Annotated in this window: 25 protein-coding genes and 1 tRNA gene; 19 read left to right on the forward strand and 7 right to left on the reverse strand. The window is 61.5% G+C overall.

Annotated elements, in window-relative coordinates; translation table 11 throughout:
• Window positions 1-70 precede the first annotated feature (70 nt).
• Together CFE35_RS14960 and CFE35_RS14965 are read right to left on the reverse strand one after the other, a co-directional pair.
• Entirely contained in the window at window positions 71-751 is a 681-nt protein-coding gene (locus tag CFE35_RS14960; RefSeq protein WP_292931652.1) for a COQ9 family protein, read from the reverse strand.
• An 11-nt stretch (window positions 752-762) separates the two neighbouring features.
• The gene (locus tag CFE35_RS14965) at window positions 763-1407 is read right to left on the reverse strand and encodes an ankyrin repeat domain-containing protein (RefSeq protein ID WP_292931654.1); all 645 of its coding nucleotides are present in this window, start codon (window positions 1405-1407) and stop codon (window positions 763-765) included.
• An 87-nt stretch (window positions 1408-1494) separates the two neighbouring features.
• Here CFE35_RS14965 and CFE35_RS14970 point away from each other — a divergent pair, with 87 nt between their 5' ends.
• From CFE35_RS14970 to CFE35_RS15000, 7 genes are all read left to right on the forward strand, one after another.
• Window positions 1495-2115: an SCO family protein gene (locus tag CFE35_RS14970; protein WP_292931656.1), complete on the forward strand. Its 621-nt coding sequence runs from the start codon at window positions 1495-1497 to the stop codon at window positions 2113-2115.
• 7 nt (window positions 2116-2122) lie between these two features.
• Complete coding sequence (locus CFE35_RS14975) at window positions 2123-2590, forward strand: YcgN family cysteine cluster protein (protein ID WP_292931658.1); 468 nt, start codon at window positions 2123-2125, stop codon at window positions 2588-2590.
• Window positions 2587-3339 carry a SprT family zinc-dependent metalloprotease gene (locus CFE35_RS14980; RefSeq protein WP_292931659.1) on the forward strand — a complete coding sequence of 251 codons (753 nt, stop codon included), beginning with the start codon at window positions 2587-2589 and terminating at the stop codon, window positions 3337-3339. Before CFE35_RS14975 ends, CFE35_RS14980 begins: the two co-directional genes overlap by 4 nt.
• A gap of 61 nt (window positions 3340-3400) precedes the next feature.
• Window positions 3401-3862, forward strand: coding sequence for a hypothetical protein (locus CFE35_RS14985; RefSeq protein WP_292931661.1), 462 nt, complete (start codon window positions 3401-3403; stop codon window positions 3860-3862).
• Between the two features lie 8 nt (window positions 3863-3870).
• A complete protein-coding gene (ribD, locus tag CFE35_RS14990; RefSeq protein WP_292931662.1) occupies window positions 3871-4833 on the forward strand; it encodes a bifunctional diaminohydroxyphosphoribosylaminopyrimidine deaminase/5-amino-6-(5-phosphoribosylamino)uracil reductase RibD in 963 nt (320 codons plus the stop codon).
• A gap of 16 nt (window positions 4834-4849) precedes the next feature.
• Window positions 4850-5473: a riboflavin synthase gene (locus CFE35_RS14995; protein WP_292931664.1), complete on the forward strand. Its 624-nt coding sequence runs from the start codon at window positions 4850-4852 to the stop codon at window positions 5471-5473.
• Between the two features lie 12 nt (window positions 5474-5485).
• Window positions 5486-6274 carry a hypothetical protein gene (locus tag CFE35_RS15000; protein WP_292931717.1) on the forward strand — a complete coding sequence of 263 codons (789 nt, stop codon included), beginning with the start codon at window positions 5486-5488 and terminating at the stop codon, window positions 6272-6274.
• Between the two features lie 13 nt (window positions 6275-6287).
• On the opposite strand, the gene CFE35_RS15005 is transcribed toward CFE35_RS15000, so the two are convergent.
• Together CFE35_RS15005 and CFE35_RS15010 are read right to left on the reverse strand one after the other, a co-directional pair.
• Entirely contained in the window at window positions 6288-7460 is a 1173-nt protein-coding gene (locus tag CFE35_RS15005) for an aromatic amino acid transaminase (RefSeq protein WP_292931719.1), read from the reverse strand.
• A 59-nt stretch (window positions 7461-7519) separates the two neighbouring features.
• Window positions 7520-8296, reverse strand: coding sequence for an EipA family protein (locus CFE35_RS15010; protein ID WP_292931666.1), 777 nt, complete (start codon window positions 8294-8296; stop codon window positions 7520-7522).
• A gap of 226 nt (window positions 8297-8522) precedes the next feature.
• On the opposite strand from CFE35_RS15010, the gene CFE35_RS15015 reads away from it, so the two are divergent.
• Together CFE35_RS15015 and CFE35_RS15020 are read left to right on the forward strand one after the other, a co-directional pair.
• Window positions 8523-8615, forward strand: a tRNA-Ser gene (locus tag CFE35_RS15015).
• Between the two features lie 184 nt (window positions 8616-8799).
• Entirely contained in the window at window positions 8800-9981 is a 1182-nt protein-coding gene (locus tag CFE35_RS15020) for a site-specific integrase (protein WP_292931668.1), read from the forward strand.
• A gap of 201 nt (window positions 9982-10182) precedes the next feature.
• On the opposite strand, the gene CFE35_RS15025 is transcribed toward CFE35_RS15020, so the two are convergent.
• Entirely contained in the window at window positions 10183-11508 is a 1326-nt protein-coding gene (locus CFE35_RS15025) for a hypothetical protein (RefSeq protein WP_292931670.1), read from the reverse strand.
• Window positions 11505-11963: a hypothetical protein gene (locus CFE35_RS15030; protein WP_292931672.1), complete on the reverse strand. Its 459-nt coding sequence runs from the start codon at window positions 11961-11963 to the stop codon at window positions 11505-11507. The genes CFE35_RS15025 and CFE35_RS15030 overlap by 4 nt, the downstream gene beginning before the upstream one ends.
• A 568-nt stretch (window positions 11964-12531) precedes the next feature.
• Between CFE35_RS15030 and CFE35_RS15035 the strand changes: the two genes are divergently transcribed.
• From CFE35_RS15035 to CFE35_RS15045, 3 genes are all read left to right on the forward strand, one after another.
• A complete protein-coding gene (locus tag CFE35_RS15035; RefSeq protein WP_292931674.1) occupies window positions 12532-13170 on the forward strand; it encodes a hypothetical protein in 639 nt (212 codons plus the stop codon).
• A gap of 100 nt (window positions 13171-13270) precedes the next feature.
• Complete coding sequence (locus CFE35_RS15040; RefSeq protein ID WP_292931676.1) at window positions 13271-13624, forward strand: DUF3768 domain-containing protein; 354 nt, start codon at window positions 13271-13273, stop codon at window positions 13622-13624.
• A gap of 180 nt (window positions 13625-13804) precedes the next feature.
• A complete protein-coding gene (locus tag CFE35_RS15045) occupies window positions 13805-16030 on the forward strand; it encodes a hypothetical protein (RefSeq protein WP_292931678.1) in 2226 nt (741 codons plus the stop codon).
• A gap of 39 nt (window positions 16031-16069) precedes the next feature.
• On the opposite strand, the gene CFE35_RS15050 is transcribed toward CFE35_RS15045, so the two are convergent.
• The gene (locus CFE35_RS15050) at window positions 16070-16750 is read right to left on the reverse strand and encodes a hypothetical protein (protein ID WP_292931680.1); all 681 of its coding nucleotides are present in this window, start codon (window positions 16748-16750) and stop codon (window positions 16070-16072) included.
• Window positions 16751-16927: 177 nt separating this feature from the next.
• On the opposite strand from CFE35_RS15050, the gene CFE35_RS15055 reads away from it, so the two are divergent.
• The 7 genes from CFE35_RS15055 to CFE35_RS15085 all read left to right on the forward strand — a co-directional run bounded on the left by CFE35_RS15055 (window position 16928) and on the right by CFE35_RS15085 (window position 25280).
• Window positions 16928-17191: a helix-turn-helix domain-containing protein gene (locus tag CFE35_RS15055; RefSeq protein WP_292931682.1), complete on the forward strand. Its 264-nt coding sequence runs from the start codon at window positions 16928-16930 to the stop codon at window positions 17189-17191.
• Window positions 17169-18068 (forward strand): hypothetical protein, encoded by a 900-nt coding sequence (locus tag CFE35_RS15060; RefSeq protein ID WP_292931684.1) that lies wholly within the window; start codon window positions 17169-17171, stop codon window positions 18066-18068. The genes CFE35_RS15055 and CFE35_RS15060 overlap by 23 nt, the downstream gene beginning before the upstream one ends.
• 287 nt (window positions 18069-18355) lie before the next feature.
• A complete protein-coding gene (locus CFE35_RS15065) occupies window positions 18356-19918 on the forward strand; it encodes a DUF927 domain-containing protein (protein ID WP_292931686.1) in 1563 nt (520 codons plus the stop codon).
• A gap of 44 nt (window positions 19919-19962) precedes the next feature.
• Window positions 19963-20811: a hypothetical protein gene (locus CFE35_RS15070; protein ID WP_292931688.1), complete on the forward strand. Its 849-nt coding sequence runs from the start codon at window positions 19963-19965 to the stop codon at window positions 20809-20811.
• Window positions 20798-21544: a hypothetical protein gene (locus CFE35_RS15075; RefSeq protein WP_292931690.1), complete on the forward strand. Its 747-nt coding sequence runs from the start codon at window positions 20798-20800 to the stop codon at window positions 21542-21544. Before CFE35_RS15070 ends, CFE35_RS15075 begins: the two co-directional genes overlap by 14 nt.
• A gap of 166 nt (window positions 21545-21710) precedes the next feature.
• The gene (locus tag CFE35_RS15080) at window positions 21711-22286 is read left to right on the forward strand and encodes a recombinase family protein (protein WP_292931692.1); all 576 of its coding nucleotides are present in this window, start codon (window positions 21711-21713) and stop codon (window positions 22284-22286) included.
• A 117-nt stretch (window positions 22287-22403) separates the two neighbouring features.
• Entirely contained in the window at window positions 22404-25280 is a 2877-nt protein-coding gene (locus tag CFE35_RS15085; protein ID WP_292931694.1) for an SNF2-related protein, read from the forward strand.
• Window positions 25281-25293 lie beyond the last annotated feature (13 nt).

The following is a 25293-nucleotide window of genomic DNA, read 5'->3' on the forward strand; positions in this document are numbered from 1 at the left end:
ATTCAGAGTACTCTCGTGGGTGGCCGGGCGGGGGAGCGGGCCGGTGCCGCCTCCGCGTGAGCGGAGCGAATCAACGCGGCGGATAGCGCAGGCGGCCGAGCAGGCGCGTGACGCTGAAGGTTTCTTCCGCAGGCTTCACGAAGCGGGCCTTGGCTTTTTCAAAGCGCATGATGCCGTCGATCCGGCGAGCGAGAAAGGCGCGGGTTTCCTCGCGGTCCTCGCTCTTGTCTTCGGCCAAAACGGCCAGCGTTGCGGCATAGATCGAACCGAGGATCGCGCGCTTGGTGTAGTGGTTGTAGTCCGTGGCAGTATCCCCGGCGAGCCGCCACATCGCATCGGCGCTGCGCCATGCCAGTTTCGTGGCGGCCGGAACGTTCCAAGGCTTTGCCAGTTCGATCAGCGCGCCGCGCAACGCTTCTTCGTGGCCCGCGATCTGATCGAGCCGGAAGGTGACGAGCGCGGTGATCCGCTCGCGCACTTTCATCTTCGCGAGGTGTTCCGCCGGCAAGGCCTCGGCCATCGCGCGGTCGATGCTGGCGGTCCATGCGGTAATCATCGCCATCGCGGCGGATTGCCCCGTATCGCCCTGAAACGCGAAGCGCGCCGCGCCCGGATCGATCCCGGTGATCGCCGCAGCTTCGTCAACCGCCGCCTCGGTCCAGCCATCGAACGCGGCAGCCTCGGCGATGTGCGGGGCCAACAGGAGGCGCAAATCCTCAAGCGACAGGTCGGCGGTAGCGGTCTCGATCATGGCGCGTCCGATCAGAACGAGGGGCCGTAGGTCTTCTTCTGACCGGCAGCGCCGCCCTTGGCCGCATTGGCCAGTTCGGTGGCGACCGGGCTGTCCTTGCCTTCAAGCATGGCATAATCGCGCGCCGAGCGGCCCGAATTGTCCGGCCGATCGGGGTTGGCACCAGCCTTGAGCAGCACGCGCACCATGCCGAGATCGCGGCGATGCACGGCGGCGATCAGCGGCGTTTCGCCGGTGTTGTTGGGCTCGTCCACCTTGGCGCCCGATGTGATCAGGAAATCGACGCCTTCGAGGAAGCTGAGGTTCGCCGCGAGCACGAGCGGGGTGGTGCCTTTGGCATCGCGCACGTTCACGTTGGCCCCGTGCCCGATCAGGAACTGCATCCACGTGAGATCGCGCCGCGCGGTAACGATATGCAGGCCGCTTTCGCCGGTGCTGACATCGCGCGTGTTGACGATCTGCGTGCCCGGTTCATTCAGCGCATCGGTGACTTTCTGGCCGTCCTTCTTGCGCACGGCTTCGAGGAACTTGTAGCTTTCCGAAAACTGCGCATGGGCAGGAACCGCCATGCCGAGCGCACCGCCCAGCGCGCCGATCAGCACGGCTGCGGCAAGACCTGCCCTGAGGCGGCCTGCGATCCCGGTGCTGTGCTTCATTCCGTTTGCCCCATCCTTCATGATCCAGCGTGCGCCCCGCTCGTCTTGTTGCAGAGTCGCCCCTTGCAAGCCGCTGGTTAGCAGAGCATGAACCGGCGCGCCATGGACCCCAAAAGACCAATTCGCTTCTGCCTCGCGCTACTTGGCGCTGCTGCCCTGCTCACCCTCTCCGCCTGCGGGGGCGGCGCTGCCAGCGAGCCGCCGCTTCAGGGCGCGGCCATCGGCGGTGATTTCACGCTGGTCGACAAGACGGGCAAGACCGTGCGCGCCGCCGATTTCAAGGGCCGCTATACCGCGCTCTATTTCGGCTACACGTTCTGCCCGGATGTCTGCCCGCTCGATGTGCAAGTGCTGATGCAGGGCTATCGCAGCTTCGCCAAGGCGCACCCCGATCTTGCCGCAAAGGTCACGCCGCTGTTCGTCACCATCGATCCGGCACGCGACAAGCCCGAAGTGGTCGGCCAGTTCGCTGCGCATTTCGGCAAGGACCTGATCGGGCTGACAGGCAGCGACGCGCAGATCGCCCAGATCGCCAAGTCTTATGGGGTCTATTACAAGAAGGGCGCTGGCTCCGGCCCCAACGCCTATCTCATGGACCACAGCCGCGCGGCCTATCTGATGGGCCCCGAAGGCCAGCCCATCGCGCTGCTCCCGGTCGATGCGAACGCGGAAGCAGTGGCTGCCGAATTCGCCAAGTGGGTGCGCTGAGGGTCTGATGCCCGGCACATCCGCCTCTTCCGGCCGGTTCTGGGACAAGCCGATCGAGGCGCTGACCCGCGACGAGTGGGAAGCGCTGTGCGATGGCTGCGGCAAGTGCTGCCTGCACAAGCTGGAAGATGAGGATACCGGCGCGGTGCTGCACACCAATGTCGCCTGCCGGTTGCTGGATCTGAAGACCGGGGCCTGCGCCGATTATCGCCACCGCAAGGCGCTGGTACCCGATTGCCTGCGCCTCACCCCCCGGCTGGTGCGCGAAGTGCCGTGGCTCCCGGCCACGTGCGCCTATCGGCTGCGCGCGGATGGCCAGCCGCTGCCGGAATGGCATCACCTGGAATGCGGCGACCGCGAGGCCGTGCGCCGCGCCGGGCATTCGGTGATCGGCAAGGCGGTAAGCGAAGTGCTGGCAGGCCCGCTGGAGGATCACATCGTGCCGGATGACCAGGTTATGGGAGATTGGCCGTGATCCCCCTGCCGCGCATGCTGACGCGCGGCCTGAAGGAACGGCGCGAGCCAGCTGCGCCCCGCACGCTCGCGGTGGGTGATCGCGATCTGCCGGTGATCGTGCGCCGCCTGCGCACCGCGCGCCGCATCACCTTGCGCCTTGCGCCCGATGGCAGCGAAGCACGCATCTCGATGCCCGAATGGGGCCGCACCGCCGATGCGCTGCGCTTTGCCGAGCAGCGCCGCGATTGGCTGGCCGCGCAGCTGGCGCGCATTCCGCCGCCAGTGCGGATCGAACCGGGCTGCACCCTGGCCTATCGCGGCACCACGCTGCGCGTCGAATGGCGCAATACCGCGCCGCGCCGCCCTGCGCTGCAAGGTGAAACGCTCGTGCTGGGTGGACCGCAGGACGGAATGGAAGCACGCCTGCGCCGCTGGCTCGAAGCCGAAGCGCTGCGGCTTTGCGCCGCAGACCTCGCGCACTATTGCGAGCGCGCCGGGCAGGCCGTGCCCCGGCTCGCGCTTTCGCGGGCGCTGCGGCGCTGGGGCAGTTGCAGCAGCCGGGGGGTGATCCGCATCAACTGGCGGCTGATCATGGCACCCGATCACGTCCGCCGCTCGGTCGTGGCGCATGAAGTGGCGCATATGACCCATTTCGATCACAGCCCCGCGTTCCACGCCCACCTCGATGATCTCTATGAAGCCGAGATCGAGGACGCCAACCGCTGGCTGAAGCGCGAAGGCCGCCTGCTTTACCACCCCTTCGGCTGATCGTTTGGCCGCCCTTGGCAAGGGCTGGCGCAGGCGCAGCCGCCACACTATCTAGGCGGCCATGAAAGAGTTCTTCCGTAACGTTTCCCCGGTGCGCGCGATCAAGGATCTGTGGCAGGTCCTTGGCGCGCCGACCGAATTTCGCTGGCGCGGTCTGGCGCTGGCGGTGCTGTTCACAAGCTTCATCTTCTCGGTCATGTGGCAGCAAGGCGGCCGTGCCCTCCCCCGCCCGCCCGAAGTGATCTTCTTCGAAAGCTGGCGCGCAGACCGCAGCGACGCGGAAATCATCGCGGGCAATGTGGAGGCGACCAAGAAAGCCCGCGCCGAAGCCGCCGCCGAGGAAGCGCGCGCCGAAGATGTGCGCGCCATGTACAAGGCGGTGGGCGCAGCCACTGGGCTCGATACCGAAGCGATGGACCGGAAGGCCAAGGCCGAACGCGAGGCAGAGGCCCGCGCCGCCGCCGCACGCGACAAGGCGCTGCTGGAAAAGCTGGCGGTGCAGCCAGCGGCAAAAGCGCCCTGACCCTTACAGTGCCCCCCGATGCCGACTGGCTGGATGCGGCCGCCGCGCTCGCTGCGCGGGGGCTGCCGCTCAGCCGCCCGAACCCTGCTGTCGGCGCGATCATCGTGAAGCAGGGCCGCGTCATCGGGCGCGGGTGGACGCAGGCCGGCGGCCGCCCCCATGCCGAAGCGATGGCGCTGACTGAGGCCGGAACCGCAGCGCGGGGGGCCACTGCCTATGTCACGCTGGAGCCCTGCGCGCATGACAGCACGCGCGGCCCCGCTTGCGCGGCAAGTCTGCGCGAAGCCGGCCTCGCCCGCGTGGTGATCGGCTGCGAAGATCCCGATCCGCGCACCGCAGGCGCGGGCATTGCGCTGCTGCGCGCCGCCGGAATCGAGGCAGTGCTGCTGCCCTCCCCCGCCGCTGCGCGCTCGCTCGAAGGCTATTTCACCCGCGCGCGCGATGGCCGCCCGCACACCACGCTCAAGCTTGCCACTTCGCTCGATGGCTGCATCGCAATGGCCGATGGCACGAGCCAATGGATCACCGGAGCCGAAGCGCGCGCGCACGGCCACGCCTTGCGCGCACGGATGGATGCGATCCTCGTCGGCGGGGAAACGCTGCGCGCCGATTCGCCCCGGCTGGATGTGCGCCTGCCCGGCCTCGCCGCGCGCAGCCCGGCGCGCTGGGTGCTCACGCGCGGCGGCGTTCCGGAAGGCTGGCAGGCGCTGGCCGATCCGGCATCCGGCACATTCGGCGATGCGCAGTACCTCCTGATCGAAGGCGGCGCAGGCGCGGCGGCTGCATTTCTCGCCGCTGACCGGGTCGACCGCTTGATGCTCTACCGCGCGCCCATCCTGATCGGCGCGGGGCGGCGCGGGCTTGGCGATATCGGCCTTGCCTCATTGGGCGATGCCCACGGCCGCTGGCGTCTGGCAGACCAGCGGCAGCTTGGCAGCGATACGCTGGACGTCTACGACCGCATCCGCTGAAGGAGACCACATTCCCATGTTTACAGGCATTGTCACCGAAGTGGGCCGCATCCGCGCCATCGCCAGCAAGGGCGATACGCGCGTGACGATTGCCTGCGCGATGGACCCGGCCAAGATCGCCATCGGTGCCTCGATTGCCTGTTCGGGCGTGTGCCTAACAGTGGTGGACCGCGGCGGCACGGCTGGAGACAGCTGGTTCGCGGTCGACGTTTCGGGCGAAACCATCCGCCGCACCGCGCCCGCGCAGTGGCACGAACATGCCCCGCTCAATCTCGAACCCGCGCTGAAGCTGGGCGACGAACTGGGCGGCCATATCGTGACAGGCCATGTCGATGCGGTGGGCCATGTCGTCTCGGTGGACCGCACCGGCGGCTCGTGGCACGTCGTCGTCTCGGCCCCGGCAGAGCTGGCGCCCTATATCGCGGCCAAGGGCTCGATCACGGTCGATGGCGTCTCGCTCACGGTCAACGATCTGGCCGACCAGCCGGACGGCGCGTGCCACTTCATGCTCAACATCATCCCGCACACGGCGGAAGTGACCACGCTGGGCAGCCTCGCGCCCGGGCGTGAAGTGAACCTGGAGATCGACGTGCTCGCCCGCTATCTCAAGCGGATGCAGAGCCTGGCGGCTGCAGGCTGAGCCGTGGCGAAGATCGGCGGCGACGCCAAAGTCCCGGCGATCACGCTCGGCTTCTGGCTGATCAAGATCCTCGCGACCACGCTTGGCGAAACCGGCGGCGATGCCGTCTCGATGAGCTGGCTTGGCGAAACCACGCCCGATGCGGGGGCTAGCGGCATAAACGGCTACCTTGTCGGCACACTGATTTTCGGTACAGCGCTCGCGCTGCTCGTCTGGCTGCAGATCCGCGCGCGCCGCTTCGCGCCGTGGCTCTACTGGACCACGATCATCGCTTCCACCACGGCAGGCACGACACTGGCGGACTTTGCCACCCGCTCGCTCGGGATCGGCTACCCCGGCGGCTCGCTGCTGCTGCTTGGCCTCGTTCTCGCCTCGCTGTTTGCGTGGCACCGCAGCCTTGGCACCATCGCGGCCGATAGCGTGGCAACCCCGGCGGCTGAGCTTTACTACTGGATCACCATCACCTTTTCGCAGACGCTCGGCACCGCGCTGGGTGATTGGGTGGCCGATGCTGGTGCAGGCTATGCCGGCGGCGCGCTGGTGTTCGGCGCAGCGTTGGGCGTAGTCGCGCTGCTTGCCTTCCTCACCATCACCAGCCGCGTCGTGCTGTTCTGGGCCGCCTTCATCCTCACCCGGCCGCTCGGCGCGACGGTCGGTGATTATCTCGACAAGCCGTTTGGCGCGGGCGGCCTTGAGGTGAGCCGCCTGCTGGCGAGCGCCCTGCTCGCAGCGTTTATCGCGCTGCTGATCCTGATCCTGCCGCAGCGCGCGGGCGGGCATCCCCGCGCCGCGGCGCAGTGATCAATCGTTCCGCTTAGCCCGCGACGTCGGCCAGCGCGGCGATAAACGCCTCGATATTGCCGGTGGTGAGCCCCGCGATGTTCACGCGGCCAGACCCTGCCATGTAGACGCCGTGGCGTTCGCGCAGCGCCATGATCTGATCGGCCGAGATCGGCAGCATCGAGAACAGGCCCTTCTGCGCGCCCAGCGGTGCCATGTTGATCGGCCCGATCTGCTGTGCTGCGGCCAGCCGCGCGCGAACTTCGGCCATGCGCGCGCGCATCGCGAACAGTTCCTGGCTCCACTGCGCCGTCAGCGCCGCATCGCCCAGGATCAGCCGCACCGCCGCTGCGCCATGATCAGGCGGCATCGACCAACTGGCCCGCGCAATGGTCGCGCCATTGGCCATCGCCAGCGCGAGCGCATCGGCATTGCCCGTCACCGCATAAAACGCGCCAACGCGGTCGCGGTAGAGCCCGAAGTTCTTGTCGCAGCTATAGGCGACCAGCGCTTCCGGCACGGCGGCGAGCACCTTGCGCAGGCCGTAAGCATCGGCTTCCATCCCGTCGCCCAGCCCCTGATAGGCCAGATCGATCAGCGGCAGCACGCCCGAGGCCGCGACCATCGGCGCGATCTCGTCCCACTGCGCAGGGGTGTAATCCACGCCGGTGGGGTTGTGGCAGCAGCCATGGAGCAGCACGACATCACCCGGCGCGGCTTCGGCCAGCGCGGCGCGCAGCGCATCGAGGTCTGCCGTGCCTTCGGCGGTCATGTGCTTGAACGTCTTGAGTTCAAGGCCGACGGCGGCAATGATCTGCGCATGGTTGGGCCACGAAGGCGTGCCCATGATGATCCGCTTCGCGCCCGAACGCGCCGCGACTTCGACCGCGAGCCGCACTGCGCCAGTGCCGCCCGGGGCCTGCATCCCTTCCACGCGGGCACGGTCAAAACCAGCGCCAAACACATGCGGGATCAGCGCATGGACAAAGCCCATATCGCCCTCAGGCCCGAGATAGGCCTTGGAATCCTGCGTTTCGAGCAGAATGCGCTCCGCCGCCTTGATCGCGCCGAACACGGGCGTATCGCCCTCGCCCGTGCGATAGACGCCAACGCCGAGGTCGATCTTGGTCGGCCGCGGATCGGCATTGTGGAGCTTGATCAGCGCAAGCAGCGCATCGGCGGGCTGGGGCTTCAGAGTTTCGAGCATGGCCGCGCCTTTGCCCCCAAAGCGCGCCAGATACAAGGGGTAGCGGGCGCTGGCAGCGCTCAGAACGGCATCCATTTCTGCTTGTCGCTGAACTTCATGTAGCCGCCATTGATGCCCAGCCGCAGCCCGGCACCAAAGCGCACCGGAATGACCACCACATCGCCCCGGCGCAGATAGCTCACGTTGAACCCGCCGACGAAATAGGCCTGGCCCTCTCCCGCGCCATAGCGGCGGAACAAGTCCTGGCTGTCATGGAGGTTGTAGACCAGCACGAAGGTGTTGGACGCAGCCGCGCCCAGATCGAAACCGATCGAAGGCCCGGTCCAGTAGACCGGCCGCTCGCCCTCGACCTTGTGGTGCAGCATGCCCGAACCATAGCGCAGCCCCACGACCACCGCACCGCCCGCCTCGCGCCCGGTGATATAAGCATTGGGCTGGCCCTGCTTCTTGAGGATATCCTGGATCATCATCGCGAGGCCCTTGGCCCCCTTGCCGAACACGCCTTCGGCCGCGCCGATCAGATCGTCTTCGCGGTAGGTCGTGCTATCCGCCGCACTCCGGGCGGCCTCCGGCACGGAAGCCATACCGGGCGCGGCAACCTCCGGCTCTCCCGCAGGCGAGGCGAACACCGGATCTGCCGTGCTTGCCGACGCAGGCGGGTTCATCTGGGGCGCCGGCTGCGGAGCGGACGGAACGGGCGCCGAGCCGGGGTTAGCCGGCAGATCACCGTCGATCGCACTGTTCGGGTCAATCTGCTGGACTTGCGCCGAAGCGCCGCCGCCGATCGCAAGCCCCCACGCGGCAAGCCCGATCAAGATGCCCTGGCTCAGCTTCATCGCACAATTCCTATCTGCGCCCCCGCCCATGGTTTCGAGTCAGGGCTTTCGTCAGCCTATCTGACAGCCATCTCTTCGCCCTGCACAATGAACCGGCGATGAGCCGAGTCGATTTCACGCCGAGGCGAATCCCGGACCGCCACTCAGGTCCCTGCAAAGACCCACAATGAAGCCTCTTGCCGCCCCCCCACTCCCTCGCTATAGGCCGCCTTCGCCGCTGCGATCCGGAGACGTGGGTGAGTGGCTGAAACCAACGGTTTGCTAAACCGTCGTAGGGTGTTTAACCTTACCGAGGGTTCGAATCCCTCCGTCTCCGCCAGATCACGCTTTTCTGCGAACTCCCCCGAACCGATGCGAACCATCTAGAAGCCCAGATTAGCCGGGCTTTTCAGCAGGTTTTCGGTACGCAGCGGTTCGCTCAGGATCGCCCCGAGCCAGCTCTAAAACTATGGCTGAAACTATGGCTAGCCCAAGCTGACCCAAGCTGCTAATCAGCGAAAATCATGCCCTCGCGCGCGCGTAACAAGCTTTCGGCTAGGCAAGTCGCCACACTCACCGACCCCAACGTCTACTCTGACGGGGGCGGCCTCTATCTCCGGGTTCGGGCGTCCGGGCGGTCATGGTTCTACATCGGCACTCTGGACGGCAAACGAATCGAACTGGGCCTCGGCTCGGCGGTCGATGTCCCGCTGGCCAAGGCACGCGAGAAAGCCGGAACAATCCGAGAGTTGCTGCTCGACGGCGTCGATCCCCGAGTTGAACGCGCCAAGTCCAAGATCAAGATCGAGGAAAAGCCGGTTACCACCTTCGGTGCCTTCGCCATGGATCTGGTCGACGACATCGAGGAAGGGTTCAAGAACCCCAAGCACCGTCAGCAATGGCGCAACACCCTCAAGACCTATGCAAAGCCCTTGTTCGAAGTGCCGATCGACCAGGTGACGACTGAGCAGATACTGGCGGTCCTCCAGCCCATCTGGCTGAGCAAGGCTGAAACCGCCTCACGCGTGCGCGGCCGGATCGAGCGGGTCCTCGACGCGGCCAAGGTCAAGGGCCTGCGATCCGGCGAAAACCCGGCGCAAGGACGTGGTCACCTTGACCTGTTGCTACCGAAGCGAAGCAAGGCTTCGGTCAAGCACCACCCCGCCCTGCCATTCGTCCAGATCGCGAAGTTCATGGAAAGCCTCGGCAAGCGTCCTGCCGTTGCAGCGCGTGCGCTGGATTTTCTTATCCTCACGGCGGCGCGGTCCGGCGAAGCGCGGGGAACGACGTGGGCCGAAATCAACCTAGACGCCAAGCTTTGGACCATTCCCGCCAGCCGTATGAAGGCTGAGACCCAGCATGAGGTGCCGCTGAGCGACGCCGCCGTATCGATCTTGCAGGCCTTGCAGCAAGATGGCCCAAAGCCAGACGATTTTGTGTTTCCAGCCCCGCGCGGTGGTTCGCTATCCGATATGGCGCTATCCCAGTTGCTCAAGCGGATGGGCCGCGCCGACATCACCGTCCACGGCTTTCGCTCCACGTTCCGCGACTGGGCGGGTGAAAAGACCCAGTTCGGGCGTGAGGAAGTCGAAATGGCGCTGGCGCATACCGTCGCATCCTCGGTGGAGAGAGCCTATCGGCGTGGTCGCGCTCTTGAGAAGCGGCGGGAGTTGATGTCGGCTTGGGCCACGTTCTGCGGCAAATGACGGCGGCACCCGACCAGAACGTGACGTTAGCCTACGATTGCGCAAACGTCTCGATCTGACAGAAACCGCCATTGGCAGGCAGCAAAGCCAATATGCCTTTCTAAATAGAGGCAACCGGCAAAACGCAATCTACAGTTAGACTTCCCGGCCTTATGCCGAGACGTTCTCCGCCTGCGATGCCCCGATTACATTCCCACCGGTTCAGGCAACGTGCTGCGCCGTTATGACTTCCGGTCTATGTCCTTGTGGGATCTCAATGCCTCGAAGCGGTATACCCGCGCGGACCGCTTGCCACATCACCGTTTCGAAAGGACAGATATACTCGCTCGCGAGGTCCTCAAGATCATCGCCATCGAAACCAAAGCGCGTGGCTCGCGCAAGAAGCGCCTGTTGCGGCGCGAGCATCTCAGCCGCAAAAGCCCGGCTGGCCTGCTGACGACGTGTAGTTGCCTCCGTTGCGGCCCTGTCTTCATCATTCCTAGATGTCCAAGCCATGTAGGCAGCGGCACAAGCACGAAAGCGCCGCTGGCGTGCGCTCCGAGCGACGGTTCCTATCCGCGCCGAGGTACCATTTTTCTGAACGAGAGCGGTAATCCCGCTTGGTCCCTCTGCCGCGAGTTGGCTCCCCTCTGCAATCACTCCACCTAAGAGGTGATCAACTGCCGATCTGGGGTCCTCGGTCGGCAAAACGGCGTAAGCACGAAGGCGGATAGCGGAATGATGCCCAATGCTTCCGGCTGAACCGTCTAGGAGATCGGGAACGGGCTCGCCGAAATAGCTTAGCTCTGTCTCGGGAAAGAGCCTGAGTCTTGTTTCATATTCCCGGACCCATTCAGCCGCTTCTTCGAGCTCGCGAACCTCCACGATTTCCGAGACGTCGCCAAAGAGCTCATCGGGGATGCCAGCAGCCCATTGACCAAGATCAGGTGCGTCGGGGTCATAGGGGTCAAGCCCTAGCCGACCTGCCGCGATGCAATATGCCCGCTCATCCGCCTCCGAGATTGACATAGTAACGCGCTCCCACGCGTCCGCTAGATTCTTGCTCGCCCCGGACGTGCGCTCGAGAACCGTTTCGATTAGATCGGCGAGGTCGTCCTCGACCCCTGCTCTTTTGAGCTGAACGGGTTCGTTTGGCTGAGGAGCCAAGAACGAGACGGTCGAGAACGGATTGCTAAAGGCTGCCCAATCAGCCGCGATGGCCTGCTCACCGGCAGACCACAACGCGATCGGAGGAAACGCATATCCTCGCATTCCGGAGTCTAGCCGATGACGGATTCGAAATCCGTCATCTAATGACGGTCGGATCGGCTCATAGAGCAACGGCCACCAGTTGTTCGCCAAGAATTCTGCAAGCGGCAACAAAGAGGTATTGATCGCCTCACTTTCGATGCCGGCTCGATTGGTCTTATTCCGCGCAATCTGTTCACCACGAACTGAGATGCGAAGGCGCGTTATTGCACGCGCTTCTGCGTCATCGGTGGAAGCGTCTAGCCAACCGTCGCGGATGGAGGAGAGATCGTTGTTCATGGCAGGTCAAACGGCAAATTATGGACTACCTGATAAGAAGTCAGAGGATAAGCTTTGTAACCATTGGGTGGGTGACTTAGTTTAGCTTCATACACGATGTCTTCGTCCGGGTCGCGTACCCAGATGCGAGAGGGCATGGTGTCGACACCTTCCGACACGTATGTCCCCGCTTTGATGGCTTTTTGAAGCAACGCTGTGACATCGTCTTGTCGGCGAACCCACTTTCGCGGACAAACTAGACAATCAGGATTTGTTAGGCTGGCTGCCTCAGCGCGCTCGATGTCGGTAAAGCCCTTGCGCGGCGCCGCGCTCATACCAAACTTTGGAACGTCGGTGTGATGCGGACTCCCAACGTAGGTAGCCTTATCCGCCAGCGCCTTACGCTGCTCTAATGTGAGGGTTACCCACCCTGGCTGTGCTTTTTCTGGCCGAGGCCGAGGTTTCTTGAAGCCCATTTAAACCGCCATCTATTCTGACGCACTTCTAGGGGAAGAAGATGCAAGCGTCAAAACGAACCGCAGCGAGCGGCCCGAGACAGGCGCCTAGCCGCTCACCCGCTCGGTAATGGCGGGTTTCGGCGAACCGAGCTATTCACAATGACATCGGTAAATGGCCGCAAAGTCCCATTTGTCGTCGATCCTCTACCAGCTCACAACACTTGATGACAAAGCGCGAATCGGCGGGCACGAGGACACCGAACTTTCGTAAACTACGACATTGGGAATTCTACCGTGCGGCCGGTTGAAATCAGCCATTTTTGCATTTTCAGAAAATTTTTGATATACTTGCGTTGCGCCGAACAAGGTACTTTACCACAATGCCGAGTTTCTTGGCAGGCAGATTCCTACTCCGGCGCACTCTCGAAAATCGAGGTCCATGAAGGGACGGTCAGGGCGAGCTTGACCGGGGTAATCGCTTGCGTGTCGATCGGGTGATCGGATGATGCAGACAGCCTGCTGCAAGACCGGCGTGGTGCCGGAGGAGTGCCCTTCATGGGCCTCCCTCTGCACAAGGAACGCGAAAATGGATCACGAAACCCGCACCAAAGCCGCCCAGCAGCAAGACCCGGAATGGGCTGCCCGGGTCGTCCGCAATCTGGCTCAAATCGAATTGGATTGGTATCACGCCTACGATTATCTGGGCGACCGAATGATGACCGAGGCCTTCTTGGCGATCGAAAAAGTCGTGAAGGCCCCTTGGCAGATCGTCGAAAACGAGTGGTCCACGCAGGTGGTGTGCCCCGAGTGGAAGATGATGCGCGGCGTTGGCACCGGAGATATGTTCCTTCAAATCAACGAAATCTCGGCGGACGAAGACGGCTATGAGCACACCTGGATCGCCGCTGTCACCAAAACCGTCCCGTCGCTGCTCTGCGTCGAGTTGGTGTTTCGCCGAGGCCTGCAAGACTATGTCCAAGCCCTGATCCGCGATGACAAGGTGGTTGCCCCACTGTGGGAAAAGGGCTTCGCGCGGGACGAGGATAACTCGACGCTGTTTATCCCGATTCATATCCCCGCCGAAAAGCTGGCGCAGGGGTTTGAGAAGAATGATCTGACGCCAGCAGTCGCGCCGTTCGGCAAGGCCATGGCTCAGGCCCTCGCGGCTAAACCGGCTCTCGACGCCCTGCTCGAACAGGTCCGGGCCGCAGCCAAGACCAAGTAGACGCTAGGCTCGCCGCGCGGCTGTATCAGCCAAGTCACGATCCGGCTGCGCGGCGGGCCACCTTTTCTATCCATTCCCATCACAAACAAGGAACGTTGGTATGACCCGCCACGATGAAGCAACACGCCTCCAGCGCGTGCGCAAAATTCGAGAGTTGAACGATCGGCTGCGCCGAACCGGCCTCGGCGGAACCGTAATGCTGACCCGCGCGGTCGCCAGCCTCGACGCCGAGGACATAACGGAACTGCTCCGCCTCGTTCGGGAGTTTGCCGATTTCAACCGCAACAACGACCCGTGGGGCGAGCACGATTTCGGCGAAGTGGTGCTGAACGGAATCCGATACTATTGGAAGATTGATGCTTACGATCTTGCTCGCGAATGGGCGTCGCCTGACGCCTCTGATGCGGCAGTAACCCGCAGAGTGCTGACGGTCATGACAGGGGAGGACCTGTAACCATGGTCCACGTGTGTCCCAATATGCTCGCGGCAAAAGCCAATATCAGCCGTGTCGGCGATCGGCCCAGCCTTGGCAATGATCTATGCACACGCTGGCGGACAGCGTCTGACTTAGATACTGTCGCAATAGACCGAGACAGTGCCCACGACGGTATAGCGCCGATTTTAGAGATTGATCATGCCTGCATATCTTTTTGACTTCGGCGAGGCCGCAACCGGCAATGAGCCATGGGTGTTCACTTCTGATGTTGGCGCAAGCGCGCTGATCAAGGATGTCAGGCCGGGGATCGAGGGAGGGCTCGAAACGTCACCCGCTGTCTTCGCGCGGCTGGGTGTCGGGGCGGTCTTTGCTGCGAGCACAGCAGACGAAGGCAACGAGCTCTGGTTCACCAATGGCACTCGCGAGGGTACCTATCTCGTTTCCGATATCGCGCCGGGGCCAAGGTCATCGAACCCGTCCTATATCGTGGGCTCAGGGGACCATGCATTTTTTGCAGCGCAGACCTATGAGAACGGAACCGAGCTTTGGGTCACGGATGGCACTGCCGCTGGGACACATATGGTCGCGGACCTTGTTTCTGGAAAGGCGGGGTCAAATCCATTCGGTCTCAGCGCATTCAAGTCGGGTGTGATTTTCCAGCCGGATGCGCCCCGAGGGCTGTGGTTTGCGAACGACCAGCAAGCTGTGGAATTGTGGGGCGGCATAGTCCGCAATCTCGCCACTACCAAGGGTCTGATTATCTTCTCTGAAGGCGGGACAACGTCGAGCCAGTTGTGGATTTCCGACGGTACGCAAAGCGGCACAAGGATGCTGTTCGGCGAGGGCAATCCGTTCAAGATTGCCGACATATCCTACATCCAGGCCACCGACGACTTCGCGTATTTCACCGTCGGCACGATTTCCGGCCATTCGCAAATCTATGTGACGGACGGTACGATCGAGGGCACCCAGCTCGTCAGGAACGATGCGAGGTTGCTGACTGCCTTCAAGAATCCCGGCCAAACCGGCGAATCCGTCCTCTACCTTGACGGCTCCGATACCCTTTGGTGTCTGAATCCCGGATCTGATCTGCCGCATAAGGTTTTGTCCAAGGCGTCCTCTACTGGTTTCATGAAGGACGACCACAGCGCTCTCGGCTTTCTGGAGAGTGCCAAGAGCGGAACCTATTCAAGCTCGATTTATGTGACCGACGGGACTGCATCCGGGACGAAGCTTTTGCTCACAGCGGATTTCGCCCGCATACTCGCGGTTGAAAACGACCATGTTCTGATCGGTTATCGTGATGGCACCGCCAGCTACGTTGTCGAGCTTTCTGCAACGGGCGAGTTACTAACCAAGACTGCTTCAGGGTATCCCTACAGATTCACACAGATCGGAGGTGAACAGATTGGGGGGTCTGGTTCCGACAATCTCATCGGCGGCGCAGGCATCGACACTCTAAAGGGCGGTGCTGGCAATGACAGTTATATCGTCAATATTGCCGGGGATCGGGTAATCGAAGCGCCCAATGGCGGTACGGACACTGTGAAAGCATCTGTTTCTTACACGCTTGCTGCAAACGTCGAGCGTCTAACCCTGACAGGGACCACGGCCATTGATGGCGTCGGCAACGCACTTTCCAACACTATTCTCGGGAACGAGGCAGGCAATGTCCTCAAGGGCTTAGCTGGCGACGACACGCTGAAGGGAGGCGCGGGCGACGACAAGCTGTTCGGCGGAATGGGCGCCGATAGGATGTTTGGTGGCTCGGGGAATGACACCTACTTTGTCGATGCAAGTGCTGATCGCGTCTACGAGACAGCAACGGCTTCAGCAACCGATGCAGCGGACCTTGGCGGCGTCGATACGGTCATCAGCTCCGTGAGCTTCTCGCTAGGAAGGTTCATGGAGAACCTCACTCTGACCGGCAGCAGCAACATTTCGGGGACCGGGAATACGCTGGGCAACATCGTTGTTGGAAATGGGGCCAGCAACGCGTTGCGAGGCCTTGCTGGCAATGACACCCTCAAAGGCGGCGCAGGCAACGACAAGCTCTATGGCGGTGACGGGCGAGATACCTTGACCGGCGGTCTCGGCCGAGATGCATTCATCTTTGATACCGCACCCACCAGTCGCGACCAGATCACCGACTTTTCACATTCCGAGGGTGACAGGCTGCAATTGAGCAACGCGAAATTTGCAGCCTTTGGATACACCGGCGCACTGCACGTTGACGATTTCTGGGCCGCTGCTGGCGCGACCAAGGCCCATGACGCTTCGGACCGGGTCATCTACAACACGACCACTGGCATCCTGTACTACGATGCCGATGGTGCCGGTGGCAGCGCTGCGATCGCATTCGCGCAATTGGGTTCAACAACCCATTCGGCTCTGGTTTACAGCGATCTGCAGATCATTGCGTGATTGACCGTCTGCATCATTGGCTGGTCCGGCACGGCCACATTAAGGTCGTTCATCTGCCAGTCCGGGCTTAGGGAATTCCAAATACCACTTTTCGAAGCGCTTTGGATTGCGAGCACGACGGCAAACCTCACCGATTTTTCCGGTTTGCATCAAAAAACCAATTAGGAACTCCGGCGGCACCTTATGTCGCCGAGCATAGTTGAGCTGCTGAGCGAACCGGGTAACGTTGCTCTTGCTCAATGAAAAGGTATCAATACCAACACCTTCAAGGCCTAGTAGGATGAAATAAAAGGTATCGGATTGGGCTTCCTTTTGTAGCCGACGCAGCACGCGCTGATCCCCGAACCGTTTTCCATTTTCGTGTCCCACGCGAATTGCGTCGATAAGATTATCAATCTTGCTGGCCATCCCGGAGCCTTCAAGCCCGAGGACCAACTCATAGACGGCCCGTTTCAGGACGTTGGCAGGGGCATAGAAGGGTGCCCCTTTATGCTCCTCGTTCAGACTTACTGCTTCTTGCAGCCTGCGATTCAGCGTGAGGACAAAGTCATCCCAGTCGCCTTCGAATCCTGTCCGGCCATGGTTCAACCGATACGCATTTCTAAACCTGCTAGCCATGGGCGACTTCGGACGGCTGCCATTCCCGCGAATCACTCCGCTCCCTTTTGTCCCCGCCATGCGAATCACCCCCCCTTGGTTGTCACTACCTTTTATCATCATAAATCGAGTGATGAGGCACCGATCGTGCAACTTAAATCTGCGATCGATGCAGCCGTAAGTATCGCTGTGATCAACGAAGGGGGTGCTGGACGTATCTAACCCGCGAGGCCCTTGGTGCCCGCCGGGGCGCTCTTGAAAAAGGTATAAATGGGGGTTTCCACAACGAAGGAAACCGCCATGAATTACCGTAACAACCTGATTATCGATCTGTATCCTTCCGACGATGTTCCGTGTGACCCACCCTTCTTCTACTCAGTCAAGGACACCTGCCGCGCCCTATCTCTCGGAAAAACAACGATTTACGGGCTTCTGCGCGACAACAAGCTGACCAGAATTCGCCACGGAGCGCGGACTCTTGTGCTCCGCGAAAGCGTTGAAAACTACGCCTTTGCCCTCATGCTCCGTCAGGGAGGTGGTCATGGCTCGTCTTCAACTCTCTGATATGAAACGCCCTAAGAAGCCGTTCCGTCCAGATCGTGACACGGGCGTAGCCGATGGCCTGATTGTCGGTCGCACGGCTGCAAAGGCCCAGCGGGAAGATGGCAACCGCCTTAAGGCCCTGCGTGATGCGCACATCCATTGTCCAGAGTTGACGGCTCAGGCGATGGACCTTCATGATCGCATGGCCCGCGCCATCGCCGCTGGCGAAGTCCCGGATACCCTCGCGTCAGCCGAGTGCTGGCGCGAGGGGGCTTTGCCTACGGTCGGGCACCTGTGGAAGGGGGTCGACGAGTATGGCCCCGAGAATGTGTCTCTCGTCACCCTTCGCCCGCAGGGTATGTTGTGGGAAGGCGATGACCTGCTGGACGTCGATCCCCGCCGGTTGAAGGCCCGCCTGCGCAACCACCTCGACCGTGCTGGCGTCACGGCTGCATCCGGCTTCCTGTTCATGGGGCTGGATCTAGAGTTTGACGCCAACCGCGGTCGGTCCGGTGTCTGGGACGGTCACTGGCATGGGATTGTGGGAGGCGACAAGATCGAGGCCCTTGAGGCTCTGCGGGAACGGCGGGCCTACAAGAATGCCCGTGTCCATCCGCTGGAACAGGGCATGACCATCCAACCTCGTGTCCACATCGTGAAGGGCCTGGTCAATCTGCCCCATCCCATCTGCTATTGCCTGAAGGGCTGGGCGTGCCACCGCCCTACCTTTCCCAATGAGGAAGGGCTGCTGGAAAGGTCCAAGCGCAAGGGCCGTGTCCCTACGCCCTACCTGATCCGCTGGCTGCTGTGGATGGACCAGTGGAAGCTCGATGACCTGGTGCTGCGTAACAGCCTCAAGATCACCCGTAATGGGTTCGCAATCAGCCCTGTAAGGTGAGTGATAATCAGATAAATATGGGCGGGTAATAAGCATTGGGATCTACCATCAGTCTATTAGATAACCATGCTCACCAGTACTAGTGGTGTAGAACAGGGTCCTTTTAGAAACAACTGATCCCATAACCTTCTTCCCGCCTACTTGCCCTCGTCGATATGGTCGAAATCGGTCGGGTAGGTCGGGAAAGTAGGGACTGATCCTACCAGCCCGACTGGTCCCATCACCTCTATGTCATTGGCTGCCCCATTTCTGCGGTTCACACCCCATCTTATTCAAAGGAATTCAGCATGACCAATCTATTCAGCGCTACCGGCTTCGTTGCTGCCAGCGGTCAACGCTACGTCCGCGTTGAGGGCGAAAATGCCGTCGCCACGCTCCGTCGGGAGCAATTCAGTCTCGCCAATCCCCGCTTGGCCGCCGATCTTGCTGCGGCAGGGCTGCCGTTATTCACCAAGAAGCAGCACGAAGACCTCATTAGCGAAGTCCGCTTTGTCGACCACTTCGAGGAAAACCGCATCGCCGAGCATCCGGGCTGGAACGGCAAGCAGTTCGTCCAGCACAATGGCAATGTCATTGGGTCAGAAGCCCCACCTTTGCTGGTCTTTCGCCCCATACCTGGTATCGTTCGGGCTCGCGGGACATTGGCCAGTTGGCAGGAACGGGTTGTCGCTCCTTTGGTCGATCAGCCCTTGCCAGCCATCGCCGTGATGGCTGCGTTCCTTCCGCCTTTGCTTCCGATTATGCCGCAGGCTGGCAACGTTGCGGTCGAGATCGTCGGCCCCAGCAATACCGGCAAGTCTGTTGTTCAGCTACTGGCAGCGTCTGTCATGGGACCAGCCGCCTACATCCAGTCTATGCGCAACGTGCAACTTGATCCAGAAGCTGCCCGCCGGAATGGGCGCGACCATCTGACGATCATCGACCATACGGTTCCGGCAATCCTCACCTCGACCAAGACCAAAAAGATCGATCTGTTCGCGACTGTTGCTTTTGACCTCGTCAGGGCTCCGGGCGGGCGAGTGATCTTGCTCTCGGGGCGCGAGCCCTTGGCTGAAGCGTGCGATATGACCCCCGAAGATAGCATTCTGACGCTGCGGGTTTCGAACGACGGCCTTGGGGTCTTTGACACCTTGCCCGAACCCTTCCCGAACAGCGCAGCCTTTGCCGCCAGCCTTGCTTCGGCGGCGAAAGCGCATCACGGCCATGCCTATCGAGAGTTTTTGGTCAAGTTGCAGGCAGCGCGATCGGAAAAGCCCGGGAAGCTTAGCGCCTCTCTGACTCGCGCTCAGACAAAGTTTTTGGGCTATGCGAATGTATCGGCGACCAGCACGCACTTCCGCGCTGCGACCACTTTCGCCGCCATCTACGCGGCTGGCTGTCTGGCTAGGCGTTATCGGGTTTTACCGCCCAAGTTTCCCTGCAAACAGTTGGCTCTGGATGCCTTCGACCGTTACCGGAGCGCGCAGGCAGCGCAGGTGCCGTTCCTCGCCCGTTTGGAGCACCTTATTGCCAGCGGTCAGCTTTTGGTGGTGACAGACGAGACAGACCCGTCTGCGCAGGCCCACGCTGCTAAAGAGGCCTCGGGCACCCTCACCCTCAAACCGACCGTCCGGATCATAAAGATCGCCCCCGACAAGATCGCAGTGGTCTTTCCCAACTGGAACCGCCTCAAGTACTCGCCCGAGGTTCGCGCGCTGCTGAAGGTGGACGGAAAGAACCTTGCGGTCTGGGGCAAGCTGGCCCCCGGCACCGAGCGCATCCGCTTGTTCCAGTTCGAATTGCCGCCCGAGGTCGAGCCGACCTTGTTCACCGGCACTGAGGTTGGTGGTCCCGAAGACTCCCGTAGCTGACTGCGTAACTGGCCCCGCCCTCGATCGGTGGGGCCAGTTTTGCTTTGATCGTGAAGCGAAACCCTTTGAAGTTCAGACGACGCACCCTATTCCAAAATACTATGCCAGACGCCCTCATCCCGAACCAGACTCGTCCATCACTGATGCACGGTGTTTCGGGGGCGGCTTGCGAAGCCCTTGGCATCGCCAATCTCCGCCACAAGTCGGCATTGCTTGGGCTAAAAGTTCCTGATGGCCTCGATCTTGCCGGGGCAGTCCAAAAGGCTGTCGCAGCCAATTGGGACCAAGGCGGCGCAGCGGCAAACCGGGACCGGTCCCGGCAGAATTGGCGATGGACGCTCCAGCCCCAGATTGGGAGCGCCAATCGCAGCCCAGAAGTCATGCTGGAGCGCGCGATCGCCCGAGCTTGTGCCGATGCCAACCGCAGCGATTGGGCCAACCAGATACCGGTCGCTTCGGGCCTGATCGCAGGGGCTTCAGACGGACGCCGCGCGATCGATCTGGCACAGCGCGTTGGCCAGGGGGCCTATCAGCTCATCGAACTGAAGATTGCCAGCGACACACCGCTTTATGCAGCTGTCGAGCTGCTCGGCTATGCCAGCATCTGGCTGCTCGCTCGCAAAGACCCGCCAAACCCCGCGCCCGAATTGCTATTGGCGGACCGCATCGAATTGCGTGTTTTAGCCCCGGCGGCGTTTTACCAACGCTTCGATCTTGCCGCGCTCGAACAGGCACTGGACGCGAGTGCTCAGACCCTCGGCAGGCAGGAAGGTGTGATCCTGTCCTTCGGATTCGACGTGCTGCCCGAAACCTTAAACCCTGCTTGCCTCCCTTCGGGTGCTGAAGTGCTGGCCGAACTAGCAAACCGCGGCCCGCTGCATGGCACCGTCTGACTTGTTCCTCCCCGGTGTTCCAGCCGACCACATCCTACGGCGGCTAGAAGCTGCGGGTGGCAACGAGGTTGCATCGGGAAAACTGGCCCATCCCGAAAGCTCGGCGGCGCTCGCGGTCAACGCGTTTGGCTGGTTCATCCCGTCGCCTGCGCTCTTTCCTCCTCTGCCCGGCACCGAGGACGCTGGCGCAGCCGAGCAGGTTGAGGTCGAGTACTGCGCTCGCTTCCCATGGTCCGGTGGCCGCCATCCGTGGCTAGATGCCGCCGTGATTACGGCTACCCATCTGATCGGCATCGAATCAAAGCGTCACGAGCCCTTTCGGGACGCTAAGACGGCCTCGTTCGCAGCGGCCTATGAGCGGTCAGTCTGGGGCGATAACATGGCGCGCTTCGACAAGATGCGGATCGCACTCCAGTCCGGGGAACTGGCTTTCCAGCACCTTGACGCCGCGCAGCTCGTCAAACACGCCTACGGTCTTGTCACCGACGCGCGACGTCGGGGGAAGCGCCCTCTGCTCTTCTATATCTACGACGAGCCGCGCAGCCGGGCCGGCAAACCCATCCCCCAAAGTCAGATTTCGCTTCATCGTGAAGAGATCACGACCTTTGCCTGCGCCGTCGCGGGCGACGAGGTGGAATTTGCCAGCTCCAGCTATCGGGCTTGGCTATCGCAATGGCACGATCCCAAAACTAAAAGACATGCGAGCGCTCTGACAGCACGATTTGACCTATAACCGGCCATCCTAAAGCACTGCCAATCAATCAGCGGCCATTAGATTCAAACAAATGTATTTAAAACGACCGTTTCCGATACAGCGAAATCCACTGTAACGAAACTTAGCTTGATCTTATTTTCGATACAGCGCATTATTCGGCACACGTTTTCGATACAGGTGTGCCATGTCACGAGTATTTGCATATTGCCGTGTCAGCACTGCTGACCAGACCCCAGACAACCAGATCCTCGAAATTCAGGCTGCCGGTTTCCAGCTCGAACCACGACGAGTTATCGCCGAGACCGTTTCCGGCTCGACGCCAGCCATGGAACGGACGGGCTTTCGCAAGCTGATCGATCGGCTCGAATGGGATGACGTCCTGATCGTCACCAAGCTGGACCGGCTGGGTCGCAATGCGATGGATGTCCGAGCCACCGTTGAGCAACTCGCCGAAATGAATGTCCGCGTTCACTGCCTCGCGCTTGGTGGGGTGGACCTGACCAGCCCAGCAGGCAAAATGACCATGGCGGTAATTTCAGCCGTGGCCGAGTTCGAAAGAGACTTGCTGGTCGAGCGAACGCAGGCGGGCTTGGTTCGCGCAAAGGCGCAAGGCAAGAAGTTGGGGCGGCCTCGTAGCCTCACCGCGAGCCAACTGGAAACTGTCCGCCTACGGCGTAGTGAGGGCGCGTCAGTCCGAACGCTGGCGCGGGAGTTCGGGGTTAGCGCCTCGGCAATTCAACGTGCAGAGCGCGCGGCGTAAGGCCCTCGCGGCAAATCAGCCAGGGCGACATTCCTCGCACCTTAGATCAATAATTCGCTGGGCTTCACATTTTCATGCGGGCCTTACGCTTTCGATTAACCGTGCTATCCGTTGGTCATGCAGCTAACGGACTACCACGCTCAGCTCTTCGCGTACCAAGTCACGCGTCAATCTCCGTCCGGTTCCGACGAAAACCTCTCGATGTCGCTGTTTGATGCATCGGTCGACCTCAACCCTCACCAAATCGAAGCTGCCACGTTTGCGCTCCAATCCCCGCTTTCTCAGGGCGTCATATTGGCCGACGAGGTGGGTCTCGGAAAAACCATCGAGGCTGGGATTGTCCTCTGCCAAAAGTGGGCCGAGCGGAAGCGCCGACTTATCATCATCTGCCCGGCAGCAATTCGCCAACAATGGGCAAATGAGTTGCACGACAAGTTCAACCTTCCTGCTTTCGTTCTCGATGCCAAGACATACCGGGAATTGCGCCGCGACGGGCACGCATGGCCGCTTGAGCAAAAGGCAGTTCTGATCACCTCGTACCACTATGCTGCGCGTCTGCAGGATGAAGTCCGCGCGATCGATTGGGACCTTGTGGTAATCGACGAGGCCCATAAACTTCGCAACGCGTACCGGCCCAGCAATCGTTTGGGGCAGTCCATCAAATGGGCGACGGAAGGTCGGAAAAAACTCCTCCTGACCGCCACGCCGCTCCAGAACACGCTTCTCGAACTTTACGGCCTATCCACGTTGATCGACGAAGACCTCTTCGGCGATCAATATGCTTTCCGCGCAAAGTATATGAACGCGGGCGGAAGCATCGCTGAGCTACGCGGGCGGCTTACCGAGTTTTGCAAGCGGACGCTGCGCAGGCAGGTGATGGAGTATGTCCGCTACACGGCCCGGCACGCCCTGACTCAGCCATTCTATCCAACGGATGCTGAACAAGAACTCTACGATCTGGTGACCAAATTCCTCGAGGAGGAAGGCACGTATTCGGTCCCTGATCGCCAGCGGCACCTCACGGTCCTCGTGATGCGCAAGCTGCTGGCGTCATCATCGGTCGCAATCGCGGGCACCCTGTCAACAATGAGATCGCGGCTCGAGAGCCTTCGAAAGAACGAAGGCGAGGTCGGGAACGACCTCCTCGAAGCGCTTCTCGAAGACGAGGAATTCGAACCCGAGCTGCTGGAAGAGTGGGAGGCGGAAAGCACCGGCTCAGATGACGCACCCGCGATCCAGCCGGTCAAACTTCGCAAGGAAACGGAGGAAATCGTAGCGCTCATCGAGCGGGCCAAGGCGATCCAGACCGATAGCAAGACCTTTGCTCTCCAAACGGCGCTGGATATCGGCTTCGCCAAGCAAGCTGAAATGGGCGCAAAGCGGAAGGCGCTCATCTTCACAGAGTCCCGCCGCACGCAGGACTATCTCAAGCGGTTCCTCGAAGAGAATGGCCATCGCGGCAAGATCGTCAGTTTCAGCGGAACCAATGCTGGCGATGACAATCAGGCCATCTACGAGCGCTGGATCTTGGAGAATGGGGATAGTGGCCGGTCCACCGGATCGCGCGCCATCGACATGCGCAGCGCCTTGATCGATCACTTCCGCGACCATGCGGATATCATGATCGCGACCGAGGCAGCGGCCGAGGGCGTCAACCTTCAGTTCTGCTCCATGGTCATCAACTATGACCTGCCCTGGAACCCGCAGCGGATCGAGCAGCGGATCGGGCGGTGCCATCGCTACGGACAAACCCACGACGTGATCGTCATCAATTTTCTTAACGAGCGCAACGCGGTCGACATGCGAGTGCATGAGCTTCTGCGAGACAAGTTCAAGCTTTTCGACGGTGTCTTCGGCGCATCTGACGAGGTTCTCGGCGCTATCGAGTCGGGTGTCGATTTCGAACGCCGCATTCTGGCCATCTACGAGAAGTGCAGGACCGAGGATGAGATCAAATCTGCCTTTGATGCTCTTCAAGCGGAGCTTGAGGACCAGATCGCCTCGCGCATGAACGAGACCCGCGCGACGCTTTTGGAGCATTTCGACGAGGATGTTCACGCCCGGCTGAAGCTGCGCCTCGATGAGACCAAGGCGCAGCTCGACCGGATCAGCAGCAAGTTCTGGGACGTGACGCGCCACATGCTGGATACGGCTGCGGCATTTGATCCGGCAAGCCTGACCTTCGACCTTCACCAGCCACCCGCCCCCGAAATTCCTCGCGGACGATATCATCTTATCTCAAAGCTGCGCGAAGACGGGCTTGAGGCAAACGCACATGGTAGCTTCCTCTATCGGCTGTCCCATCCACTTGGCGAGCATGTGCTGGATGCGGCCAAGGCGCTCCCGGTGCCGACCGCCGAGCTGCACTTCGATGTTACCCACCATCCCGTGCGCAATGCCGTCATGGAGGAAATGCGTGGCCAGAATGGATGGCTGACACTGCGCCGCCTGACGATCTCCGCGTTCGAGGACGAGGAACACCTGCTGCTGTCCGGCATGGATGACGAAGGGCGCTCTATTGACACCGAGGTCTGCGAGAGAATGTTCTCGATCGGTGCTACAGTGTTGCGCCAGATCGTGATTCCAGATGGCATTGCTGCGCGGCTTCAGGCCGGTGCTGAGAGATTGGACAAGGCAACCCTAAACAAGGCCGCAGAGACCAGCGGCAAGCATTTCGCGCAGGCTCGCGAAAAGCTGGAGCAGTGGGCCGAGGACAAGATCTTCGCAGCCGAGCGGGCACTGAAGGACACCAAGGAACAGATCAAGGCGATGCGCCGACAAGCCCGCAACGCAGGCACGGTCGAGGAAGAGCACGAGGCCCAAAAGAAGCTTCAGGAGCTGGAACGCAAGCAGCGCAAGCAGCGTCAGGAAATCTTTGATGTCGAAGACGAAATCGCCGACCGTCGGGACTCCATGATCGAGGCGTTGCAGAAGCGCATGAGGCAGCGGACAACCACCGAGACGCTGTTCACGATCCGCTGGTCCGTCGTGTAAGGCTGGCGTCCCA

The sequence above is a fragment of the Novosphingobium sp. PASSN1 genome, assembly GCF_002278815.1.

Excerpts from the sequence above, each read along its gene's own strand:
- CFE35_RS14965 (WP_292931654.1), bottom strand. The coding sequence starts at position 1,407 with ATGAAGCACAGCACCGGGATCGCAGGCCGCCTCAGGGCAGGTCTTGCC.
- CFE35_RS15045 (WP_292931678.1), top strand. The coding sequence starts at position 13,805 with ATGCCTGCATATCTTTTTGACTTCGGCGAGGCCGCAACCGGCAATGAG.
- CFE35_RS15010 (WP_292931666.1), bottom strand. The coding sequence starts at position 8,296 with ATGAAGCTGAGCCAGGGCATCTTGATCGGGCTTGCCGCGTGGGGGCTT.
- CFE35_RS15060 (WP_292931684.1), top strand. The coding sequence starts at position 17,169 with ATGGCTCGTCTTCAACTCTCTGATATGAAACGCCCTAAGAAGCCGTTC.
- CFE35_RS15085 (WP_292931694.1), top strand. The coding sequence starts at position 22,404 with ATGCAGCTAACGGACTACCACGCTCAGCTCTTCGCGTACCAAGTCACG.
- CFE35_RS15050 (WP_292931680.1), bottom strand. The coding sequence starts at position 16,750 with ATGATGATAAAAGGTAGTGACAACCAAGGGGGGGTGATTCGCATGGCG.
- CFE35_RS15075 (WP_292931690.1), top strand. The coding sequence starts at position 20,798 with ATGGCACCGTCTGACTTGTTCCTCCCCGGTGTTCCAGCCGACCACATC.
- CFE35_RS15025 (WP_292931670.1), bottom strand. The coding sequence starts at position 11,508 with ATGAACAACGATCTCTCCTCCATCCGCGACGGTTGGCTAGACGCTTCC.
- CFE35_RS14995 (WP_292931664.1), top strand. The coding sequence starts at position 4,850 with ATGTTTACAGGCATTGTCACCGAAGTGGGCCGCATCCGCGCCATCGCC.
- CFE35_RS14985 (WP_292931661.1), top strand. The coding sequence starts at position 3,401 with ATGAAAGAGTTCTTCCGTAACGTTTCCCCGGTGCGCGCGATCAAGGAT.
- CFE35_RS15055 (WP_292931682.1), top strand. The coding sequence starts at position 16,928 with ATGAATTACCGTAACAACCTGATTATCGATCTGTATCCTTCCGACGAT.
- CFE35_RS15080 (WP_292931692.1), top strand. The coding sequence starts at position 21,711 with ATGTCACGAGTATTTGCATATTGCCGTGTCAGCACTGCTGACCAGACC.
- CFE35_RS14970 (WP_292931656.1), top strand. The coding sequence starts at position 1,495 with ATGAACCGGCGCGCCATGGACCCCAAAAGACCAATTCGCTTCTGCCTC.
- CFE35_RS15040 (WP_292931676.1), top strand. The coding sequence starts at position 13,271 with ATGACCCGCCACGATGAAGCAACACGCCTCCAGCGCGTGCGCAAAATT.
- CFE35_RS15030 (WP_292931672.1), bottom strand. The coding sequence starts at position 11,963 with ATGGGCTTCAAGAAACCTCGGCCTCGGCCAGAAAAAGCACAGCCAGGG.
- CFE35_RS15035 (WP_292931674.1), top strand. The coding sequence starts at position 12,532 with ATGGATCACGAAACCCGCACCAAAGCCGCCCAGCAGCAAGACCCGGAA.
- CFE35_RS15020 (WP_292931668.1), top strand. The coding sequence starts at position 8,800 with ATGCCCTCGCGCGCGCGTAACAAGCTTTCGGCTAGGCAAGTCGCCACA.
- CFE35_RS15065 (WP_292931686.1), top strand. The coding sequence starts at position 18,356 with ATGACCAATCTATTCAGCGCTACCGGCTTCGTTGCTGCCAGCGGTCAA.
- CFE35_RS14975 (WP_292931658.1), top strand. The coding sequence starts at position 2,123 with ATGCCCGGCACATCCGCCTCTTCCGGCCGGTTCTGGGACAAGCCGATC.
- CFE35_RS14960 (WP_292931652.1), bottom strand. The coding sequence starts at position 751 with ATGATCGAGACCGCTACCGCCGACCTGTCGCTTGAGGATTTGCGCCTC.
- CFE35_RS15005 (WP_292931719.1), bottom strand. The coding sequence starts at position 7,460 with ATGCTCGAAACTCTGAAGCCCCAGCCCGCCGATGCGCTGCTTGCGCTG.